We start from the raw sequence: 17830 nt of genomic DNA, 5'->3' as shown, positions 1-17830 counted from the left end.
GAACTATGAAACGCGCCACTCTCTGGCCGGACCATCTGCTCCCCGATGACCGTGTTCCGCCGCCATGGCCGGGCCGGGAGGTCCGACTCGATGGCCTGGTCACGTACGTGCGGGACACGCCGGCCACCGCCGCCGACGCGGAGCCGGCGCTGTACGTGCACGGGCTGGGCGGCTCGTCGCAGAACTGGACCGACCTGGCCGGGCTGCTCGCCGACCGGCTGGACGGTCAGGCCATCGACCTGCCCGGCTTCGGCCGCAGCGAGCCGGGGCGCAGCTACACCATTCCTGCCTTCGCGGACCTGGTGGTTCGCTGGATCGGGCACTCCGATCGGGGTCCGGTGCACCTGTTCGGGAACTCGCTGGGCGGTGCGGTCGCGGTCCAGGTGGCCGGGCTCCGGCCTGATCTGGTCCGCACCCTCACCCTGATCTCCCCGGCTCTGCCGTTCCTGGACTTTCGTCGCTCGTTGCAGGGACGGCTGCTGCCGGTGCTCGCCATTCCCCGGGGTGAACGGCTGGTCGCCCGGCGGCTCACCCAGCTGGCCCCCGAGGTGATGGCCCAGCAGGTGTTGGAGGCGTGCGTGGCTGACCTCAGCCGGATCTGCGAGCAGCGCCGGGCCGAGGCGTTGGAGGAGATCCGGGTGCGCTACGAGGCGGCGCACTACGCCGCGGCGTACGTCCGGACGTTTCGTGGTCTGGTCTCCAGCTTCCTGCGGGCGTACCTGCCGGGGCCGGGGTCGCTGTGGCGGCTCGCCCGGGCGGTGCGGGCGCCGACCCTGGTGGTGGGCGGCCGGCAGGACCGGCTGGTCGACGTGCGGGTCGCGGCGCAGACCGCCCGCGTCATCCCGGACAGCCGGTTGATGATGCTCCACGGCGTCGGGCATGTGGCGCAGCTGGAAGTTCCCCGCCTGGTTGCCCGGGCGGTGGTCGGCCTGCTCGCCGAAACGGGGGAGAGCGTCGGGCGGTCTGATCTGGCAGGCTGAGCTGGATGCCCAGCTCAGCCCGCCGCCCCGTTCGTCGTCAGCGGCGCTTCGCACTGTTTGCCCAACTGGTGGCGGTGGTGTTGGCCGTCGGCGCGGCGGTGACCGTGATCGCCGAGGGGCCGGGTGGTCACCCTGGCGCCGATCGGCTTCTCGCGGAGGAGGTCGCCGGGCCGCCGCCGCTGGTGGCCGCGCCGCTGCCGCCGTCGGCCGACCCGTCGCCCTCCGACCCGGTGCCGTCCAGCCCGCCCGTGGTGCTGCGGGTGCCGGGCGCGGTCCCGAGCGCGGGCACGGGCCGGTTCGGCTACGACGACCGCTCCGGCCCGGTGCTGGGTCGTGCGGGTGAGCTGCGCCGTTATCGGGTGGCGGTGGAGTCGGGCAGCAACGAGGACGCCGCCGAATTCGCGCAGGCGGTGCAGACCGCGCTCGCCGGGCCGGGCAGCTGGGTCGACAGCGGCCGGCTGCGGTTGCAGCAGGTGCCTGGGGGTGCGCCCCGTGACTTCACCGTCTATCTGGCCACCGCCCGTACGGCGGGTCGGATGTGCGCCGACGGCGGGGTGGACATTCGGGTCGACGGTCGGCCCTACACCTCCTGCCGGGCGCCCGGCCAGGTGATCATCAACCTGGATCGGTGGCGGCTGTCCGTGCCGCACTTCGTCTCGGCCCGCGTGCCGCTGGCGGTCTACCGGACGTACGTGGTCAACCACGAGGTGGGTCACCAACTCGGGCACCGGCACGAGCGCTGCCCGGGCGCGGGCCGGCCAGCGCCGGTGATGATGCAGCAGACGCTCTTCCTCAACGGGTGCCGCGTCAATCCGTGGCCGTACCTCGACGGGCGCCGTTACGCCGGTCCTGCGCTGTGAGTGACCGGACGACACGCCGGCGGTCCACCCGCCATCAGGCGCCTTGCGCTAATAGCGGCAAAAACGGAGAAATGCCCGAATAATCTGGCAGGCTCGACGTCATGACGCCGTCGTCCCGTTACGGCCCGACCCGGCCCGACCCGTCGGGCCGGCCGGCGTACGGGGGCGTGCGTTCCGCGCTCGTCCGGATGCACCGGCGGCGTCGCCGTAGTCTGCTGCTCGGCCTGCTCGTCCTCGCCGCCGCCATCGGCGTGCTGCTCGGCAGGGGCGGCGAGCGACCAGCCGAGACCCCGGCCACCGCCACCCAGGGCGGCATGGGCCACGGCGGCGGGCTGGCCGCGCACCCGACGCCCACCAGTTACCCGTCGGCCGGGGAGGGACGGTTCACCGCGGCCGACGGCGAGACACCGGTGCACGGTGCGGACGGGCCACTGCGTCGCTACCGGGTCGTGGTCGAACGCGACACCGGCCAGGACGCCGACGTGTTCGCCGCCAAAGTGGACGAGGTGCTGGCCGACCCGCGCAGTTGGATCGCCTCCGACGAGTTGCGGGTGCAACGGGTGGCCGACGCCGATGCCGCCGACTTCACCATCTACCTGGCCACCCCGGTCACGTCCGAGCGGATGTGCGCCGAGGGTGGGCTGACCACCGAGCGCTACACCTCCTGCCGCCTGCCCGGCCAGGTCATCATCAACCTGGCCCGCTGGATGGAGGCGGTTCCCGACTACGGTGCTCCGCTGGACACCTACCGCACCTACGTGATCAACCACGAGGTGGGACACGAGTTCGGCGAACAGCACGAGGCCTGCCCCGCCCCGGGGGAGCCCGCCCCGGTGATGCAGCAGCAGACGTACGGCCTGCACGGCTGCGTCGCCAACGCCTGGCCCTACCTCGATGGTCGTCGCTACGGCGGGGACATCGTCCCCTGATCGACCGGGTCGTCGGTTATTCCCGCTCCCGTATCGCGGACCACGTGTCATCCCTCATGGCCGAGTGGGGCTCCGGCGAGCAACAATGGCGCGGTTCACACCGCCGATCCCGGGGAGTCCACCGTGTCGTTGCCCCCGCTCGTCGAGCCCGCCGCCGAGCTGACCGTTGACGAGATCCGCCGCTACTCACGCCACTTGATCATCCCGGATGTCGGGGTGACCGGGCAGAAGCGGCTGAAGAACGCCCGGGTGCTCTGTGTCGGCGCTGGTGGCCTCGGGTCGCCCGCCCTGATGTATCTCGCCGCCGCCGGGGTCGGCACACTCGGCATCATCGACTTCGACACCGTCGACGAGTCCAACCTCCAGCGCCAGATCATCCACGGCGTGTCCGACATCGGCCGGTCCAAGGCCGAGTCCGCCGCCGCGTCGATCCGCGAGATCAACCCCCTGGTCAACGTGGAGATCCACAACACCGCCCTGGACCGGGAGAACGTCCGGGAGATCTTCGCCCAGTACGACCTGATCGTCGACGGCACCGACAACTTCGCCACCCGCTACATGGTCAACGATGCGGCGGTGCTGCTCGGCAAGCCGTACGTCTGGGGCTCGATCTACCGCTTCGACGGCCAGGCGTCGGTGTTCTGGGCCGAGCACGGCCCCTGCTACCGCTGCCTCTACCCGGAGCCGCCGCCGCCCGGCATGGTCCCCTCCTGCGCCGAGGGCGGCGTGCTCGGTGTGCTCTGCGCGTCGATCGGCTCGATCCAGGTGAACGAGGCGATCAAGCTGCTCACCGGCATCGGCGACCCGCTGGTCGGCCGGCTGATGGTCTACGACGCCCTGGAGATGGAATACCGCAAGATCAAGGTTCGGAAGGACCCGAACTGCGCGCTCTGCGGAGAGAACCCGACGGTCACCGACCTGCTGGAGGACTACGAGGACTTCTGCGGCGCGGTCTCCGAGGAGGCCCAGGAGGCGGTCGTCGAATCGACGATCACCGCGCTGGAGCTCAAGGAATGGCAGGACGCCGGCAAGGACATCTTCCTCGTCGACGTCCGGGAGCCGGCCGAGTACGAGATCGTCCGCATCCCCGGCGCCACCCTGATCCCCAAGGGCGACATCATCTCCGGCGAGGCGCTCGCGAAGCTGCCGCAGGACCGGCAGATCGTGCTGCACTGCAAGTCCGGCGTCCGCTCGGCGGAGGCGCTCGCCGCGCTCAAGGCGGCCGGCTTCCGGGACGCCGTGCACGTCCAGGGCGGCGTGCTCTCCTGGATCAAGCAGATCGACCCGTCGCTGCCCGCGTACTGACCGGCTGAGCCGGGGCGGCCGACACCGCCGCCCCGGCAATCCGACGCAGCCGACACCGAGCAGCCCTCCGGCCGCAGCGACGCAGCCATCCCGGGCTGGCCGATTCTCCGAGGCGGCATCGCGTCTGCGCAGGTAGCGTTCCCGCCGTGGTCGATTTGGAAGCCGCGATCGGGTTCGTCGTGGCGCATGGGGACGCGGTGGAACGCGCCCGCCTCTCCTGGCTTCGCAACGGCACTCCGGTGCCCGCCGAGTTGCTGGAGACGGCCGAGGTCGGCCAGTCACCCGACGGCGGTTGGCCGCCCACCTGGGGCGGCGAGATCGCCTCGATCGACGCCACCTGCTTCCGGCTCGCCGAGCTGGACGACCTGGGCGCGCTCGGCCGTCCCGCCGCTCGCCGGGCACTGGACTGGCTGGCGTCCCGGCAGCAGGCCGACGGCGGCTGGGACGAGGACGCGTCGCTGGCCGACTCGGCTCCGGAGTGGGCCCGGCCGGGCGATCCGGAGGCCGGGTTCCTGCTGTCGGCCAACGCCGGTTTCTGGCTCACCGTCGCCGGCCTGGACGCCCGCGCCTCAGGCCCGCTCGACCATCGGGTCGGTGGGGCGTACGCCGGGGTGGTGCAGGCCGCGGCCCACTCGCTCGCCGGGCGGCTGCGCCCGGACGGCAGCTGGCCGTCGTTCCTCGCCGCCGGCTGGTTGAGCGCGGCCGTGCTGCACCGGCAGGAGATGTTCCAGGAGTCGGCGCGGATCCAGGTGGTGCTCGCCGAGCGGATGCCGAAGATGTCCCCGGGGGACGTGGCGTGGCTGGGGGCCACGCTGCGCCGCGCCGGCGTCGACCCGCAGGACTGGATCATGGTGCGGGCCCTGCGCCGGCTGGCCGAGACCCAGCGCAGCGACGGCGGCTGGGAGAGCGACGACGGCCACCAGTTCGACGTGCACGCCACGCTGTCCGCGATCCGCGCCGCCCGGCCCGCGCCGCCCGGCTGAGCCGCTCTAGCGCAGGTGCCCGTCCCCGGTGACGACGTACTTGGTGCTGGTCAGCTCGGGTAGGCCCATCGGGCCGCGGGCGTGCAGCTTCTGCGTGGAGATGCCGATCTCCGCTCCGAACCCGAACTCGCCTCCGTCGGTAAACCGGGTGGAGGCGTTCACCATCACCGCCGCCGCGTCCACCCGGGCGACGAAGTCGCGGGCCGCGCTCGCCGAGTCGGTGAGGATCGCCTCGGTGTGCCCGGTGCCGTAGCGGCGGATGTGCGCGACCGCCGCGTCCAGCGAGTCGACCACCGCGACCGAGATGTCGGCGGACAGGTATTCGGTGGCGAAGTCCTCCTCGGTGGCCGGGACCACGGCCGCGGAGTACGCGGCCACCTCGGGGGAGCCGTGCACGGTCACCCCCGCCTCGGCGAACGCGGCCAGCATCGGCGGCAGGAACGCGTCGGCGACGCCCGCGTGCACCAGCAGCGACTCGGCGGTGTTGCAGGTGGACAGGCGCTGCGTCTTGGCGTTCAGCATCACCGCGACGGCCTTCGCCACGTCCGCGGCGGCGTCGACGTACACGTGGCAGTTGCCCACCCCGGTCTCGATCACCGGCACGGTCGACTCCTCGACCACGGTGCGGATCAGCGACGCGCCACCGCGCGGGATGAGCACGTCGACCAGCCCTCGGGCGCGCATCAGCTCCTTCACCGAGTCGCGGGAGCTGGCGTCGAGCAGTTGCACCGCGTCGGCCGGCAGCCCGGCGTCGACGATCGCGTCGCGCAGCACCGCGACCAGCGCGGCGTTGGAGTGTGCGGCCGAGGATGACCCGCGCAGCAGCGCCGCGTTGCCCGACTTGAGGCAGATCCCGGCGGCGTCCACGGTCACGTTCGGCCGCGCTTCGTAGATGATGCCGACCACCCCGAACGGCACCCGGATCTGGCGCAGTTCCAGCCCGTTGGGCAGGGTCGAACCGCGGACCACCTCACCGACCGGGTCGGGCAGCGCGGCCATCTGGCGCAGCGCGTCGGCGATGCCGGCCACCCGGCCCGCGTCGAGGGCGAGCCGGTCCAGCACGGCCGCGCTCAGCCCGGCCTCCCGGCCGGCCGCCAGGTCCGTCTCGTTCGCGGCCAGGATCTCCGGGGTACGCGCCACCAGCGCGTCGGCCATCGCCGCCAGCGCGGCGTCCTTGACCGTACGGGTGGCCACGGCCAACTCGGCGGCGGCGTCCCGCGCCCGTCGCGCCTGCTCGACGACGCTCATGCCGGCACTCCGCTGCGCTCCGTGCCGCCCTGAGGCACCAACGCCCTGAGTCGATGATTCGCTCGCTGGCGCTCACTCATGCTGCACTCCTCACGTGTTGACAGGCTGCCCTTGCTCACAGCAGTACGAGGTCGTCGCGGTGGACGACCTCCCGTTCGTACGCCGGGCCGAGCGCCGCGGCGAGTTCGGACGTGGAGCGGCCGAGCAGCCCGGGCAGCTCCACCGCGTCGTAGTTGACCAGCCCGCGGGCGACCGACGCGCCGGCGGTGTCCACCAGGTCCACCGGGTCGCCCGCGGTGAACGTGCCGTCCACGGCGGTGATACCGGCGGGCAGCAGCGACTTGCGGCGCCCGACGACGGCGGCCACCGCGCCCGGGTCGAGGTGCAGCCGGCCCCGGGGTGAGGTGGCGTGGGCCAGCCAGAACAGCCGGGCCGTGGGGCGTTGCCGCTGCGGATGGAACAGCGTGCCGACCGGCTCGCCGGCCAGTGCCGGACCGGCCAGGTCGGCGGCGGTGAGCACCACCGGGATGCCGAAGCCGGTCGCGATCCGGGCGGCCTCGACCTTGGTCACCATCCCGCCGGTGCCGACGCCGGACCGGCCGGCCCCGCCGATGGTGATCCCGGCGAGGTCCGCGTCGCCGTGGACCTCGGTGATCCGGGTCGAGTGCGGTTTGGTGGGGTCGCCGGTCCAGAGCGCGTCCACGTCGGAGAGGAGCACCAGCAGGTCGGCGTGCACCAGCGCGGCCACCAGCGCGGCGAGACGGTCGTTGTCGCCGAACCGGATCTCCTCGGTGGCCACCGTGTCGTTCTCGTTGACGATCGGCACCGCCCGCAGGTCGAGCAGCTTGCGCAACGTCCGGTACGCGTTGCGGTAGTGCGCCCGCCGGGTCACGTCGTCCACGGTGAGCAGCACCTGGCCGACCGTGCGGCCGTGCCGGGCGAAGCTGGCCGCGTACCGGCCGATCAGCAGCCCCTGCCCGACGCTGGCGGCGGCCTGCTGGGTGGCCAGGTCGCGCGGGCGTCGGGTCAGCCCGAGCGGGGCGAGGCCGGCGGCGATCGCGCCGGAGGACACCAGCACCACCTCCCGCCCTTCGGTGGTGAGTCGGCCGAGGGTGTCGACCAGCGCGTCGACGCGCTCGTCGGCCAGCCGGCCGGTGGCGGTGGTCAACGAGGAGGATCCGATCTTGACGACGACCCGCCGGGCCGTCGTGACTGCGTCGCGCACCCGACCATTCTGCGTGGTCACGGCCGCACCGCCCGGCGGCGTTCCCATATGGTGGCGGGTTGTGACACCTGACGAGTACGTCGAGGCGGTGCTCGACCTGGTCGAGCGGATCCCGGAGGGCCGGGTGATGTCGTACGGCGCGGTGGCCGACGCGCTGGCCGAGCGCTCAGGTCGGGCCTCGGCGCGGCTGGTGGGCAGCATCATGGCCCGGCACGGTGGCGCGGTGCCCTGGCACCGGGTGGTGACGGCGGGTGGCCGGCTACCGCCGGGGCACGAGCGGGAGGCGCGGGCCCGACTGCGGGCCGAGGGGGCCCCGCTGCGCGGCCACGGCGTGGACATCGCGGCGGCGGGTTGGTCACCGGATGAGGGGATGTGACCTACGACATAACGTGAGTAACATTCGGCCCCATGAAAACGCCGCCGGGCGCCGGCTCGTCAGCCGCCGGCTCGCTGCCCCGACCGGTGCGCGCCGGCTACGCGCTCGGCTCATTGGCGACCGGCGCGTTCGGCACCGTGCCCGGTCTGCTGCTGCTGCCGTACCTGACCGACACGCTGGGCGTGGCCGCCGGGCTGGCCGCCCTGCTGGTGCTCCTGCCCAAGGCATGGGACGTGCTGGTCAACCCGGTCGCCGGGCGGATCTCCGACCGCACCCGATCGCGCTGGGGCGCCCGCCGGCCGTACCTGCTCATCGCCGGCCTCGCGCTCGCCGTCCTGTTCGCGTCCATCTTCGCCGCGCCGTTCGGTAGTGGCCCGGCCGCCACGGCGTACGTGGCGTTCGCCTTCCTCGCCACCGCCACCGCGTTCGCCTTCTTCCAGGTGCCGTACGTGGCGATGCCGGCGGAGCTGACCGACGACTACACCGAGCGCACCCGGTTGATGACCTGGCGGATCGCGGTGCTGGCGCTGGCCATCCTGGTCTCCGGCGCGGTCGCCCCGCTGGTGGTGACCGCCGGTGGCGACGGCGTGGCCGGACACCGGTGGATGGGCCTGTTCGTGGCGGTGCTGATCGCCCTCGGTGCCCTCGGCGCGTTTTTCGGCACCCGGTCCGCGCCGACCGGCACGGTGGGCGGCAGCGAGCCGACCCTGCGCGCCCAGCTCGCCGTGGCCGGTGCCAACCGCCCGTTCCGGGCCCTGCTGATCTGCTTCGTGGTGCAGTCCGCCGGGGTGGCGACGATCCTGGCCGGGGTCAACTACTTCGCGGGGCAGATCCTGCGCGACGACAAGAGCGGACCGACCCTGCTCTTCGTCTGCTTCGTCGGGCCGGCGCTGCTGGTGATGCCGATCTGGACCCGGGTCGGCGCCCGGCTGGGCAAGCGGACCGCACTGGTCGTCGCCTCGCTGGTCCTCGCCGCCGGGGCGCTCGCCCTGGTCGCCGCGTCGGTGCTACCGCCGGTCGCGGTCTACCTGGTGGTCGCGGCGATCGGCGTCGGGTACGCCGGGCAGCAGGTCTTCGCGCTGGCCATGCTGCCCGACTGCATCGCGTACGAGACGGCGCGCACGGGTCGACGGCAGGCGGGGGTCTTCACCGGCCTGTGGACCGCCGGGGAGACCCTCGGCCTGGCGCTCGGCCCGGGCATCTACGGCCTGGTGCTCCAGATGTCCGGCTACGTCTCCTCCGACACCGGAACGGCGGCCGCCCAGTCCGACGGTGCCCGCCTGGGCGTCCTGCTCGGCTTCACGGTCATCCCCGCCCTCCTGATAGCCCCTCCGATCCTCCTGCTGCGCCGCTACACCCTGACCCCAGCCGTCCTGGCCGCAGCCCCACCGGTCCCGTCGGACGATCATGGAGTTGTGCTGGGGGACAAAAGCCGTTGACCGTCACGAGAAGGGCACCATGACTCCATGATCGACGAGAGCAGGGTCGGGGCTTGGGCGTTACCGCCCGGGGTTTCGGCGGAGGTTGCGCTTTCCGAGGTTCGTCAGTTGCGCGCTGGGGACCGGCCCACCCACGGGGGGCGGTTGTTCGCGTACGTCTACGACCCGGCGGTGCCGGGGCTGGACGAGCTGGCCGCCGCCGCCCACCGGGAGAGCGCGCACGTCAACGGCCTCGACCCGACCGCCTTCCCGTCCCTGCTGGCCATGGAGAACGCGCTGGTCGGCGCCGCCGGCCGAGTGCTCGGCGCTGGCCCGGGCACCACCGCCCCGGACGTCGTCGGCAGCGTCACCAGCGGCGGCACCGAGTCGCTGATCCTCGCCGTCAAGACGGCCCGGGACGCCCACCCGGAAATCGCCGCGCCCCGGATCGTGGTGCCGTCGAGCGCGCACGCCGCGTTCGCCAAGGCGGCGCACTATTTGCGGGTGGCGATGGACGTCGTGCCGGTCTCCCCGGACACGCTGCGCCCCGACCCGGCTGCGGTGGCCGCCGCGATCCGCCCCGAGACGGTGCTGGTCGCCTGCTCGGCACCCTCGTACGCGCACGGGGTGGTGGACCCGGTCGAGGAGATCGCGGCCGTGGCGGCCGACGCGGGGGTGCGCTGCCACGTGGACGCCTGCTTCGGCGGCTGGACCCTGCCCTACCTGCGCCGTCTCGGGGAGCCGGTGCCGGCGTTCGACTTCGCGGTACCCGGGGTCACCTCCATCTCGGTCGACCTGCACAAGTACGCGTACGCGCCGAAGGGGGTGTCGGTGCTGCTGCACCGTGACCCCGCGAGACGTGCCCCGCAGTACTTCGCGTACGCCGACTGGCCCGGTTACACGATGATCAACCCGGTGATCGCGTCCACCCGCTCGGGCGGGCCGATCGCGGCCGCGTACGCGACCCTGCGGCACCTCGGCGACGACGGTTACCTGCGGCTGGCCGCGGTCACCCGGGACGCGGTCGCCGGTCTGGCCGACGCGGTCCGCGGCGTCGACGGGTTGCGGCTGATGGCCGAGCCGGAGTCCACGGTGGTCTGCTTCACCGCCACCGAGGGTGGGCCCGACCTGTTCGTCCTGGTCGACGAGCTGACCGCGCGCGGCTGGCACACCCAACCCCAGCTCTCGTACGCCGGCCTGCCCGCCAGCGTGCACCTCACGGTGACCGCGGCGGTCGCACCCCGGGTGGCCGAGTTCGGGCCGGCCCTGGAAGACGCCGTGGCTGTGGCCCGGTCCACTGGCCCGGTGCGGCTGCCCGCCGAGTTGGCGTCACTGGTCGGCGCCCTCACCCCCGAGGCGCTGACCCCGGAACTGGTGATGGGCCTGGCTGCCGGGCTGGGTCTCGGTGACGGTTCGGGCACGGGGCCGCTGCCGGAGCGCATGGCGCTGGTGAACACGCTGCTCGACGCCGCGCCGCCCTCCCTGCGTGAGCGGTTGTTGGTCGAGTTCGTCGGTCTGCTGCAACGACCCGCGTGGGGTTCGGACGGCTGAACGGCGACGCCCCACCTGGCTCCGGACACCCCTCCCGATCAGCCGTAGTAGTGGGTGATGGTGGCGAAGTTGTCGTCCCGATCACGTTCCACCAGGCCGTTCCCATCCGCACCGGTGACGAGAAGTTCGATGGTCGCCTTGCCGGAAGGCAACGGCGTCCCCTGCGCCCGCCGCAATTGAAGGTTGAAACGGATGTCTGCGTGCGGTGCCAGCCGCCCCAGGGTGCAGTGATACGGCGCTCGCGCCTCGAGCATGTTCTCGCGACATCGGTCCCAGCCTTCCCCGAACGGCCGCAACTGCCACGGCAGGCCGAACGACAGCACGGCAATGGGCACCTCGCCTGCGCTGGCGTTGCGTACCCGGACCTGGATCGTGCCCGCGAAACTGTCGCCCGGCTCCCTGGTGAGAGCCAGGTTCGAGGAGCTGACCGACACGTCTGCGGCGTACGGGTTGGGGCCGAAGCCCTGTGGCCCCTCCACCTGCCGGAACCGTTGGCCGTCCCACTTGTACCCGCGCCACTGTCGCTGTGACTGCTCCAGCGGCCAGCCAACTCCCGGCGCCCGGTCGGCCATCGCCACCCGGGTCACCCCGTCGGCGGCCCGCACCTCCAGCCCGATCAGCCACTCGGGAGTCGGGTCGGCGGTGGCGGCCACCCGGCCGAGCGTGACGATCCGGCCGGCGGCGTCCCGGTCGAAGGCGACCACCTGCGCCGGCCCTCGAGTGCCGAACAGGCAGCGCACCAGGACGACGGTCTCCGTTGCCCCGTCCCGATCGACGTCCCCGTAGCCCAGTTCGACGAGCAGGTTGACGTCGTCGCCTACCGGGTCACCGCTCAGCCGGATCCCACGGGAGTGGCACTGCTTGCCGTCCGGGCGGTCCGGCAGGTCGTCCCAGCTGGGCAGGTCAACGGTGGCGGCGAGCAACTCGGCACGCTCGATCCTTCCGTCCGGCGCCGCCGGGGAGAGGGAGACGCTGGGAGTCGGCGATGGGGAGTCGGACGGGGTGGGTGAAGTCGTCGTCGGAGTCGCAGGCGGTCCGGGGTTCCGGCGCAACCCGGCCTGCCCTGCCACCGGCACGGCCACCGCCACCACCAGCGCCGCGGCCACAGCCACCGCCCTGCGCCGCCGTCGGCGACGGACCGTCTGCCGGACCGAGGCCGGGCCGTCCGGCGCGATGGCCGGGAACAATGCCGTTCGGTACGCGGAGAACTCCGCATCGAGCCGGACTTCGTCGAACTCAGCCATGGTCGGTCACCTCGTTCTGAGGAGCCAGCTGGGCCGCCAGCGCGGCACGGCCCCGATGCAACCAGGACTTGACCGTGCCCTCCGGCACGTCCTCCTGCTGGGCGATTTCGGTGACGGAGAGGTCCGCGAGGTGGTGCAACACCACCACGCGCCGATGGTTCGGCGGCAGTGCCGCGAGTGCTCGTGTCAGCACCACCCGGTCCGGGACCGGGCCGGGCACGTGCTCCTCCCGCTGACGTCGCAGGTATGACTGGGCGGTTCGCAGCCGACGCCAGCGACTGGTGGCCAGGTTCCAGGCGACCCGCCGCACCCAGGCGACCGGGTCGTCGTAGCGGGAGACCTTCGCCCACCGGGCGAAGGCCCGGCAGAACGCCTCCTGAACCAGATCCTGAGCCTGGTTCAGGTCGCCGCAGTACGCGGCCAGCTGAACGGTCAGCGACCGAAAGTGAGCGTGGTATAGCTGATCGAAGTCGACGGCTTCGACCGAGGGTCGACCGGCCTGGCGGACCATGTCCTCTGGTGGAGGCTTGTCGAGCCTCGATTCGGCGCTCACCTCACCTGGGTCCTCCCCGTCTCCGTCACCCTCCCTCGTCGGGGCGACGCTGCTCTCTCGCCACACGTGGGGGAGCCGGATCAGGTTGCGGTCTTCACGCAGCAGTTCGGTGAACGCTCGATGTCGCTCGTGACCGCCACTCACCGCCGGGCCGCGCCAGCGTCGACTGTGATTCACTGTCGGTGAGGGAAGGGGTCGCTCGTGCAGCTACCGGCAGTGCTCGGTGAGCCGATCCGGTTCGTGCTGAACTGGGGGCGCCGCTACTCGCTCTGGGTGTTCAACTTCGGCCTGGCCTGCTGCGCGATCGAGTTCATCGCCACCAGCATGGGTCGGCACGACTTCATCCGGCTCGGCGTGATCCCGTTCGCCCACGGCCCCCGCCAGGCCGACCTGATGGTGGTCTCCGGCACGGTGACCGACAAGATGGCTCCGGCGATCAAGCGGCTCTACGACCAGATGCCCGAGCCGAAGTACGTCATCTCGTTCGGCGCCTGCTCCAACTGCGGCGGCCCCTACTGGGATTCGTACTCGGTGACCAAGGGCGTCGACCAGCTCATCCCGGTCGACGTCTACGTGCCCGGCTGCCCGCCCCGGCCCGAGGCGTTGCTGCACGGCATCCTGCGCCTGCAGGAGAAGATCGCCGCCGAGCAGTCCGGCATCGGCGGGGTGCCCCAACGGGATGTGCTCGCCGCGCCGCTGGACGCCCCGCCCCGCGAAGCCGCCGCTCCGCGCTCCGTCGACTCACTCACCGCCCCGTCGGTACGCCCACCCGCCCCGAACTGACGCCGCCGGAGTCGACCTGTCAGCCGTTCGCGGCGACAGCCAGCCTGGTTCGAACGACGTTGTCACCCGGGTCGGACGTCCGTGGTGGCCGGGCCGGGCTAGCCTGCGCATCATGAGCAGCTCCACGGACCAGCGGTCCGCCCACATCGTCGACGTGCTCACCGAGGAGTTCGGTGCGTCGATGGCGATCGACCCGGCCGCCTTCCGCCGCAAGTTCCGCAAGATGGCGGCCTCTCCGTTCGCCTTCTACCGGGGCAGCGCCGCGCTGTTCTACGCCGACCAGCTCGGCGATTTCGCCGACGACCGGTTCTCCGACGAGCGGACCAGCCGGGTGTGGATCCACGGTGACCTGCACGCGGAGAACTTCGGCACCTACATGAACGCCTCCGGGCAGCTGGTGTTCAACGTCAACGACTTCGACGAGGCGTACGTCGGGCCGTTCACCTGGGACCTGCGGCGACTCGCGGCCAGCGTGGCGCTGCTCGGCTACGGCAAGGCGCTCTCCGACACGGCGATCGGTGACCTGGTGGCCGGCTTCGCCCGGTCGTACCTGACCGAGCTGCGGGCGATCGCCGCCGGCGGCGACGACGCGATCGGCTCGATCACCCTGGACAACGCCGACGGTGTGCTGCGCCGGGTCCTCCAGCAGGCCCGGCTCAACACCCGCGTCGACCTGCTCGCCACGCAGACCACCATCGACAACTACGAGCGGCGCTTCTCCATCGGTGACGGGGTCTTCGAGATCGACGACGCCACCCGGGACAAGGTCCGCGCGGCCTTCCAGGAATACCTCGGCACCCTGCCCGTCACCTCGACACAGCTCCGGCCGGTGGAGGCGCGGATCAAGGACGTGGTGCTGCGCAAGGGGGTCGGCATCGGCTCGGCCGGGCTGCCGTCGTACAACCTGCTGCTGGAGGGGCACACCCAGGCCCTGGAGAACGACGTCGTCATCTACATGAAGCAGGCGCAGGTGCCAGCCGTGGCGCGGTACGTCACCGACGAGTCGGTCCGCGGCTACTTCCAGCACCAGGGTCACCGGACCGCCGAGTCGCAGCGGGCGTTGCAGGCGCACGCCGACCCGTGGCTGGGCTTCACCGAGCTGGACGGGGCCGGTCAGCTCGTCGCCGAGGTCTCTCCGTACGCCGCCGACCTGGACTGGTCGGACGTGAACGAGCCGGAGGAGCTGACCGGGGTGTTCGTCGACCTCGGCCGGGCGGTGGCCCGGATGCACTCGGTCGCCGACGACGAATCCAGCCACGACCTGGTCGACTACTCCACCGAGGAGGCGATCGTCGGGGCGGTGGGCACCGACGAGACGGGCTTCGTCACCCACCTGGTGGACTTCGCGCACGCGTACGGGGTGCGCGCCCGGCAGGACCACCAGCTCTTCGTCGACCTGTTCCGCAACGGTCGGTTGCCGGGCATCTGATCGGGTGGAGCGTCGCTCAGGCGGCGAACTCCAGCACCACCTTGATGTCGTCCGGCCCGGCGGTGTACGCGTCGGCGTACCTGGTCACCGGCACCCGGCGGGTGATCAGCGACTCGAGCCAGGCCTGGTCGGCGCGGGCGAGTGCCTGCGCGGCCATGTTCCAGTGCCGCCGGTTGGCGTTCACCGAGCCGAACACCACGTTGTTCTCCAACACCAGCGCCCGATTCAGTGCCCCGGCGTCGAAGTCGATGCTCCGGCCGCCGCTGGACACCCCCGCCAGGCAGACGATCCCGGTCGGCGCCGCCTTGCACATGACGTCGAGAACGACCGTGGGTGCGCCGGTGCACTCGATCACCACGTCCGGCTCGAAGGGCAGGTCGTTGACCGGCACCGCGTGGTAGGTGGCCCCGAGCGCGGCGACCAGCGCCGGCTTCGGTCCCTCGGTGGCCCGGTCCAACACGTGGACGGTGAGGCCACGCTGGGTGCCGAGCAGCGCGGCCAGCAGCCCGATCGGCCCGGCGCCGGTCACCAGGACGGTCTGCGGCTGCCATTCGGCCCGGCGCCCGATCCGCTCGATGTGGTCCCACGCCTTGGCGACCACACTTGTCGGTTCCAGCAGCACGCCGACCTGGCCCAGCGCCGGGTCGAGCCCGACCGCGAACTGGGGCTCGATCCGCCAGCGGTCGCGGGCGAACCCGGGTAGTGCCTTGATGCCGTGTTCGGTGAACTGACCGTTGCGGCACATGTCCCACTCGCCGACCGCGCAGTTCAGGCAGGGGACCGGGTCGGGATGCCGGACGATCCCGGCCACCAGGTCACCCGGTTGCAGGGTGCCGGTCGGGTCCTCGATCACCCGACCCAGCGATTCGTGCCCGATGACCAGGCGGTCCGCACCCGGCGGTGCCTCGCCGTAGTCCCCGGCGATGATCTCGTGGTCGGTGCCGCAGATGCCGACTGCCAGCGCCTCCACCAGGACCGAGCCCTCCTCGGCAGCCGGCTCCGGCTGATCCTCGATGAGGCACAGCGAGTTGGCGACTCCGGGTGTCACAGTGACAGCGCGCACGCCCTCATCTTTCCCCGCCGGGGGCTGCGCCGCGCCCAAAGCGGCAGATCGCCGGGCATCGGCGGCGGACGGGCGAGGGCCGGGCCGGCACTAGGATCAGCGGCATGACTCCCGAAGAGGTCGGCGCTCGGCTGGTCGTGCTGCTCGCGCCGGTTGAGGCGACCCCGTCGGTCTCCGGCGGGCAGCGGTTCGCCCGTGCCACCGTCGATGTGCCGTCGGCGAGCTGGCTGGTCGCGGTTCGCGCGGCCCGCGACGACGCCGAACTGGCCTGCGACTTCTTCGACTGGCTCTCCGCCGTCGACGAGTTGGCCGAGGGTTTCGACGTGGTGGCGCACCTCTGGTCGACGCGACTGCGGCACGGTGTGCTGCTGCGTACCCGGGTGCCGCGTGGCGCGCCCACGGTCGCCTCGGTGGTCGACATCTACCCGGGGGCGGCCTGGCACGAGCGGGAGACGCACGAGATGTTCGGCATCGACTTCGCCGGGCATGGGGAACTGCTGCCGCTGTTGCTGCCGCCGGAGTTCGAAGGTCATCCGCTGCGGAAGGAGTTCGTGCTCGCTTCCCGGGTGGCCAAGCCGTGGCCGGGTGCGAAGGAGCCGGGCGAGTCCGAGGCCGGTGGCGGGCGTCGACCGATCCGCCCGCCGGGCGTTCCCGCTCCGGGCGAGTGGGGGACCACCCCCACCCCGGCCGGTGCGGGTGGCGTGGGGGAGGGCCCGCGTGGCGGCACCCCGGCCAGGCCGGCAGGTGAGCGTCCGGCGCGGCCGGCCCCGGGGGCCCGTCCGGCGCGTACCCCCCGGCCCGCCGCAACCGACGACGGCCCGGCCGCGCCCGGCCCGGTCGCGGACCCGCCGGCCCGCGCCGACCGCACCGACGACGACGGGGGTACGACCTGATGCCGCTCTGGGTGGAGCTGCTGCTGCGAGTGGGCGGCGTGCTGGTCGCGTTCCTCACCCTGCCGTTGCTGGTCGGCCAGACCGAGCACAAGGTGATGGCGCACATGCAGGGCCGGCTCGGCCCGATGTACGCGGGTGGCTTCCACGGCTGGGCCCAGTTGATCGCGGACGGGGTCAAGTTCGTGCAGAAGGAGGACGTGACCCCGCGCGAGGCGGACCGGGCGGTGTTCCGGCTGGCCCCGGCGGTGGCGCTGGTGCCCTACCTGCTGGTGCTGCTGGTCATCCCGCTCGGCCCGAACGACCTGGTCGGGCAACCGTTGGACATCGGCCTGTTCTTCGTACTGGCCGTGGTGGGTGTCGGGGTCGTGGCGGTGCTCATGTCGGCGTGGGCCTCGGCCAACAAGTACAGCCTGCTCGGTGGGCTGCGTGGGGCCGCCCAGTTGCTCGGTTACGAGCTGCCGCTGGTGCTGGCCGCCGCCTCGGTGGCGATGGCGGCGGGCACGCTCAGTCTCTCCGGCATCGTCGAGGCGTGGCAGCCGTGGTGGCTGCTCTGGCAGGCACCCGCGATGATCATTTTCTTCGTCGCCGGGCTGGCCGAGATCCGCCGGCCGCCGTTCGACATGCCGGTGGCCGACTCGGAGCTGGTCTTCGGCTACATGACCGAGTACACGGGTCTGCGGTTCGCGTTCTTCCTGCTCGCCGAGTACGTCGGCATCGTGGTGATCGCCGCGCTGACCACGGTGCTGTTCCTCGGCGGGTGGCAGGGCCCGTTCGCCGACGAGCAGTTGGGCTGGCTCTGGACGCTGCTCAAGGTCTTCGCCGTGTCCTTCGTGATCATCTGGCTTCGGGTGTCCTACCCCCGGTTGCGTGAGGACCAGTTGCAGCGGCTCTGCTGGCTGGTGCTGGTGCCGGCGTCCCTCGCGCAACTGGTCCTCACCGCAGCCGTCCGCCTAGCCCTCTAACCCCTCCCCCGCGCCCTCACCCCACCCC

Annotated in this window: 17 protein-coding genes; 12 read left to right on the top strand and 5 right to left on the bottom strand. The window is 72.3% G+C overall.

Annotation, left to right across the window (positions count from 1 at the left end):
• Positions 1–5 precede the first annotated feature (5 nt).
• The 5 genes from ACQEUX_RS24360 to ACQEUX_RS24340 all read left to right on the top strand — a co-directional run bounded on the left by ACQEUX_RS24360 (position 6) and on the right by ACQEUX_RS24340 (position 5057).
• On the top strand, positions 6–980 hold the full coding sequence (locus ACQEUX_RS24360; RefSeq protein WP_433052625.1) for an alpha/beta fold hydrolase: 975 nt from the start codon (positions 6–8) through the stop codon (positions 978–980).
• A 5-nt stretch (positions 981–985) separates the two neighbouring features.
• On the top strand, positions 986–1840 hold the full coding sequence (locus ACQEUX_RS24355; protein ID WP_433052622.1) for a DUF3152 domain-containing protein: 855 nt from the start codon (positions 986–988) through the stop codon (positions 1838–1840).
• A 101-nt stretch (positions 1841–1941) separates the two neighbouring features.
• Complete coding sequence (locus ACQEUX_RS24350) at positions 1942–2769, top strand: DUF3152 domain-containing protein (protein ID WP_433052619.1); 828 nt, start codon at positions 1942–1944, stop codon at positions 2767–2769.
• Between the two features lie 123 nt (positions 2770–2892).
• Positions 2893–4074, top strand: coding sequence for an adenylyltransferase/sulfurtransferase MoeZ (gene moeZ, locus ACQEUX_RS24345; RefSeq protein ID WP_433052616.1), 1182 nt, complete (start codon positions 2893–2895; stop codon positions 4072–4074).
• A 95-nt stretch (positions 4075–4169) separates the two neighbouring features.
• Positions 4170–5057 carry a prenyltransferase/squalene oxidase repeat-containing protein gene (locus ACQEUX_RS24340; protein ID WP_433057097.1) on the top strand — a complete coding sequence of 296 codons (888 nt, stop codon included), beginning with the start codon at positions 4170–4172 and terminating at the stop codon, positions 5055–5057.
• A gap of 6 nt (positions 5058–5063) precedes the next feature.
• Here ACQEUX_RS24340 and ACQEUX_RS24335 read toward each other — a convergent pair whose 3' ends face one another.
• On the bottom strand, positions 5064–6305 hold the full coding sequence (locus tag ACQEUX_RS24335) for a glutamate-5-semialdehyde dehydrogenase (RefSeq protein ID WP_433052613.1): 1242 nt from the start codon (positions 6303–6305) through the stop codon (positions 5064–5066).
• A gap of 115 nt (positions 6306–6420) precedes the next feature.
• Positions 6421–7578: a glutamate 5-kinase gene (gene proB, locus ACQEUX_RS24330; protein WP_433052610.1), complete on the bottom strand. Its 1158-nt coding sequence runs from the start codon at positions 7576–7578 to the stop codon at positions 6421–6423.
• A gap of 13 nt (positions 7579–7591) precedes the next feature.
• Between proB and ACQEUX_RS24325 the strand changes: the two genes are divergently transcribed.
• Genes ACQEUX_RS24325 through ACQEUX_RS24315 form a run of 3 tightly spaced genes read left to right on the top strand, consistent with a single transcriptional unit; the run spans position 7592 to position 10875 of the window.
• Positions 7592–7906 carry an MGMT family protein gene (locus ACQEUX_RS24325; RefSeq protein WP_433052607.1) on the top strand — a complete coding sequence of 105 codons (315 nt, stop codon included), beginning with the start codon at positions 7592–7594 and terminating at the stop codon, positions 7904–7906.
• Between the two features lie 32 nt (positions 7907–7938).
• Complete coding sequence (locus ACQEUX_RS24320; protein WP_433052604.1) at positions 7939–9345, top strand: MFS transporter; 1407 nt, start codon at positions 7939–7941, stop codon at positions 9343–9345.
• 27 nt (positions 9346–9372) lie between these two features.
• The gene (locus ACQEUX_RS24315) at positions 9373–10875 is read left to right on the top strand and encodes a pyridoxal phosphate-dependent decarboxylase family protein (protein WP_433052601.1); all 1503 of its coding nucleotides are present in this window, start codon (positions 9373–9375) and stop codon (positions 10873–10875) included.
• A gap of 38 nt (positions 10876–10913) precedes the next feature.
• Here ACQEUX_RS24315 and ACQEUX_RS24310 read toward each other — a convergent pair whose 3' ends face one another.
• Both ACQEUX_RS24310 and ACQEUX_RS24305 read right to left on the bottom strand, forming a co-directional pair.
• A complete protein-coding gene (locus ACQEUX_RS24310; RefSeq protein WP_433052598.1) occupies positions 10914–12119 on the bottom strand; it encodes a hypothetical protein in 1206 nt (401 codons plus the stop codon).
• Positions 12112–12630: a SigE family RNA polymerase sigma factor gene (locus ACQEUX_RS24305; RefSeq protein ID WP_433057095.1), complete on the bottom strand. Its 519-nt coding sequence runs from the start codon at positions 12628–12630 to the stop codon at positions 12112–12114. The genes ACQEUX_RS24310 and ACQEUX_RS24305 overlap by 8 nt, the downstream gene beginning before the upstream one ends.
• A 243-nt stretch (positions 12631–12873) precedes the next feature.
• Here ACQEUX_RS24305 and ACQEUX_RS24300 point away from each other — a divergent pair, with 243 nt between their 5' ends.
• Positions 12874–13455 carry an NADH-quinone oxidoreductase subunit B gene (locus ACQEUX_RS24300; RefSeq protein WP_433052595.1) on the top strand — a complete coding sequence of 194 codons (582 nt, stop codon included), beginning with the start codon at positions 12874–12876 and terminating at the stop codon, positions 13453–13455.
• 112 nt (positions 13456–13567) lie between these two features.
• Positions 13568–14884 (top strand): DUF2252 domain-containing protein, encoded by a 1317-nt coding sequence (locus ACQEUX_RS24295; RefSeq protein ID WP_433052592.1) that lies wholly within the window; start codon positions 13568–13570, stop codon positions 14882–14884.
• Positions 14885–14900: 16 nt separating this feature from the next.
• Here ACQEUX_RS24295 and ACQEUX_RS24290 read toward each other — a convergent pair whose 3' ends face one another.
• Positions 14901–15947, bottom strand: coding sequence for a glucose 1-dehydrogenase (locus tag ACQEUX_RS24290; protein WP_433052589.1), 1047 nt, complete (start codon positions 15945–15947; stop codon positions 14901–14903).
• A 104-nt stretch (positions 15948–16051) separates the two neighbouring features.
• Here ACQEUX_RS24290 and ACQEUX_RS24285 point away from each other — a divergent pair, with 104 nt between their 5' ends.
• Both ACQEUX_RS24285 and ACQEUX_RS24280 read left to right on the top strand, forming a co-directional pair.
• Positions 16052–16840, top strand: a complete 789-nt coding sequence (locus ACQEUX_RS24285; protein WP_433052586.1) for an NADH-quinone oxidoreductase subunit C — start codon at positions 16052–16054, stop codon at positions 16838–16840.
• On the top strand, positions 16840–17802 hold the full coding sequence (locus ACQEUX_RS24280; protein ID WP_433052583.1) for a complex I subunit 1/NuoH family protein: 963 nt from the start codon (positions 16840–16842) through the stop codon (positions 17800–17802). The genes ACQEUX_RS24285 and ACQEUX_RS24280 overlap by 1 nt, the downstream gene beginning before the upstream one ends.
• Positions 17803–17830: the final 28 nt, after the last annotated feature.

Source organism: Micromonospora sp. CA-259024, from assembly GCF_050936255.1.
Lineage (GTDB): Bacteria > Actinomycetota > Actinomycetes > Mycobacteriales > Micromonosporaceae > Micromonospora.
The sequence above is the reverse complement of the archived record's forward strand: the minus strand, read 5'-3'. Positions and strand labels throughout refer to the sequence as shown.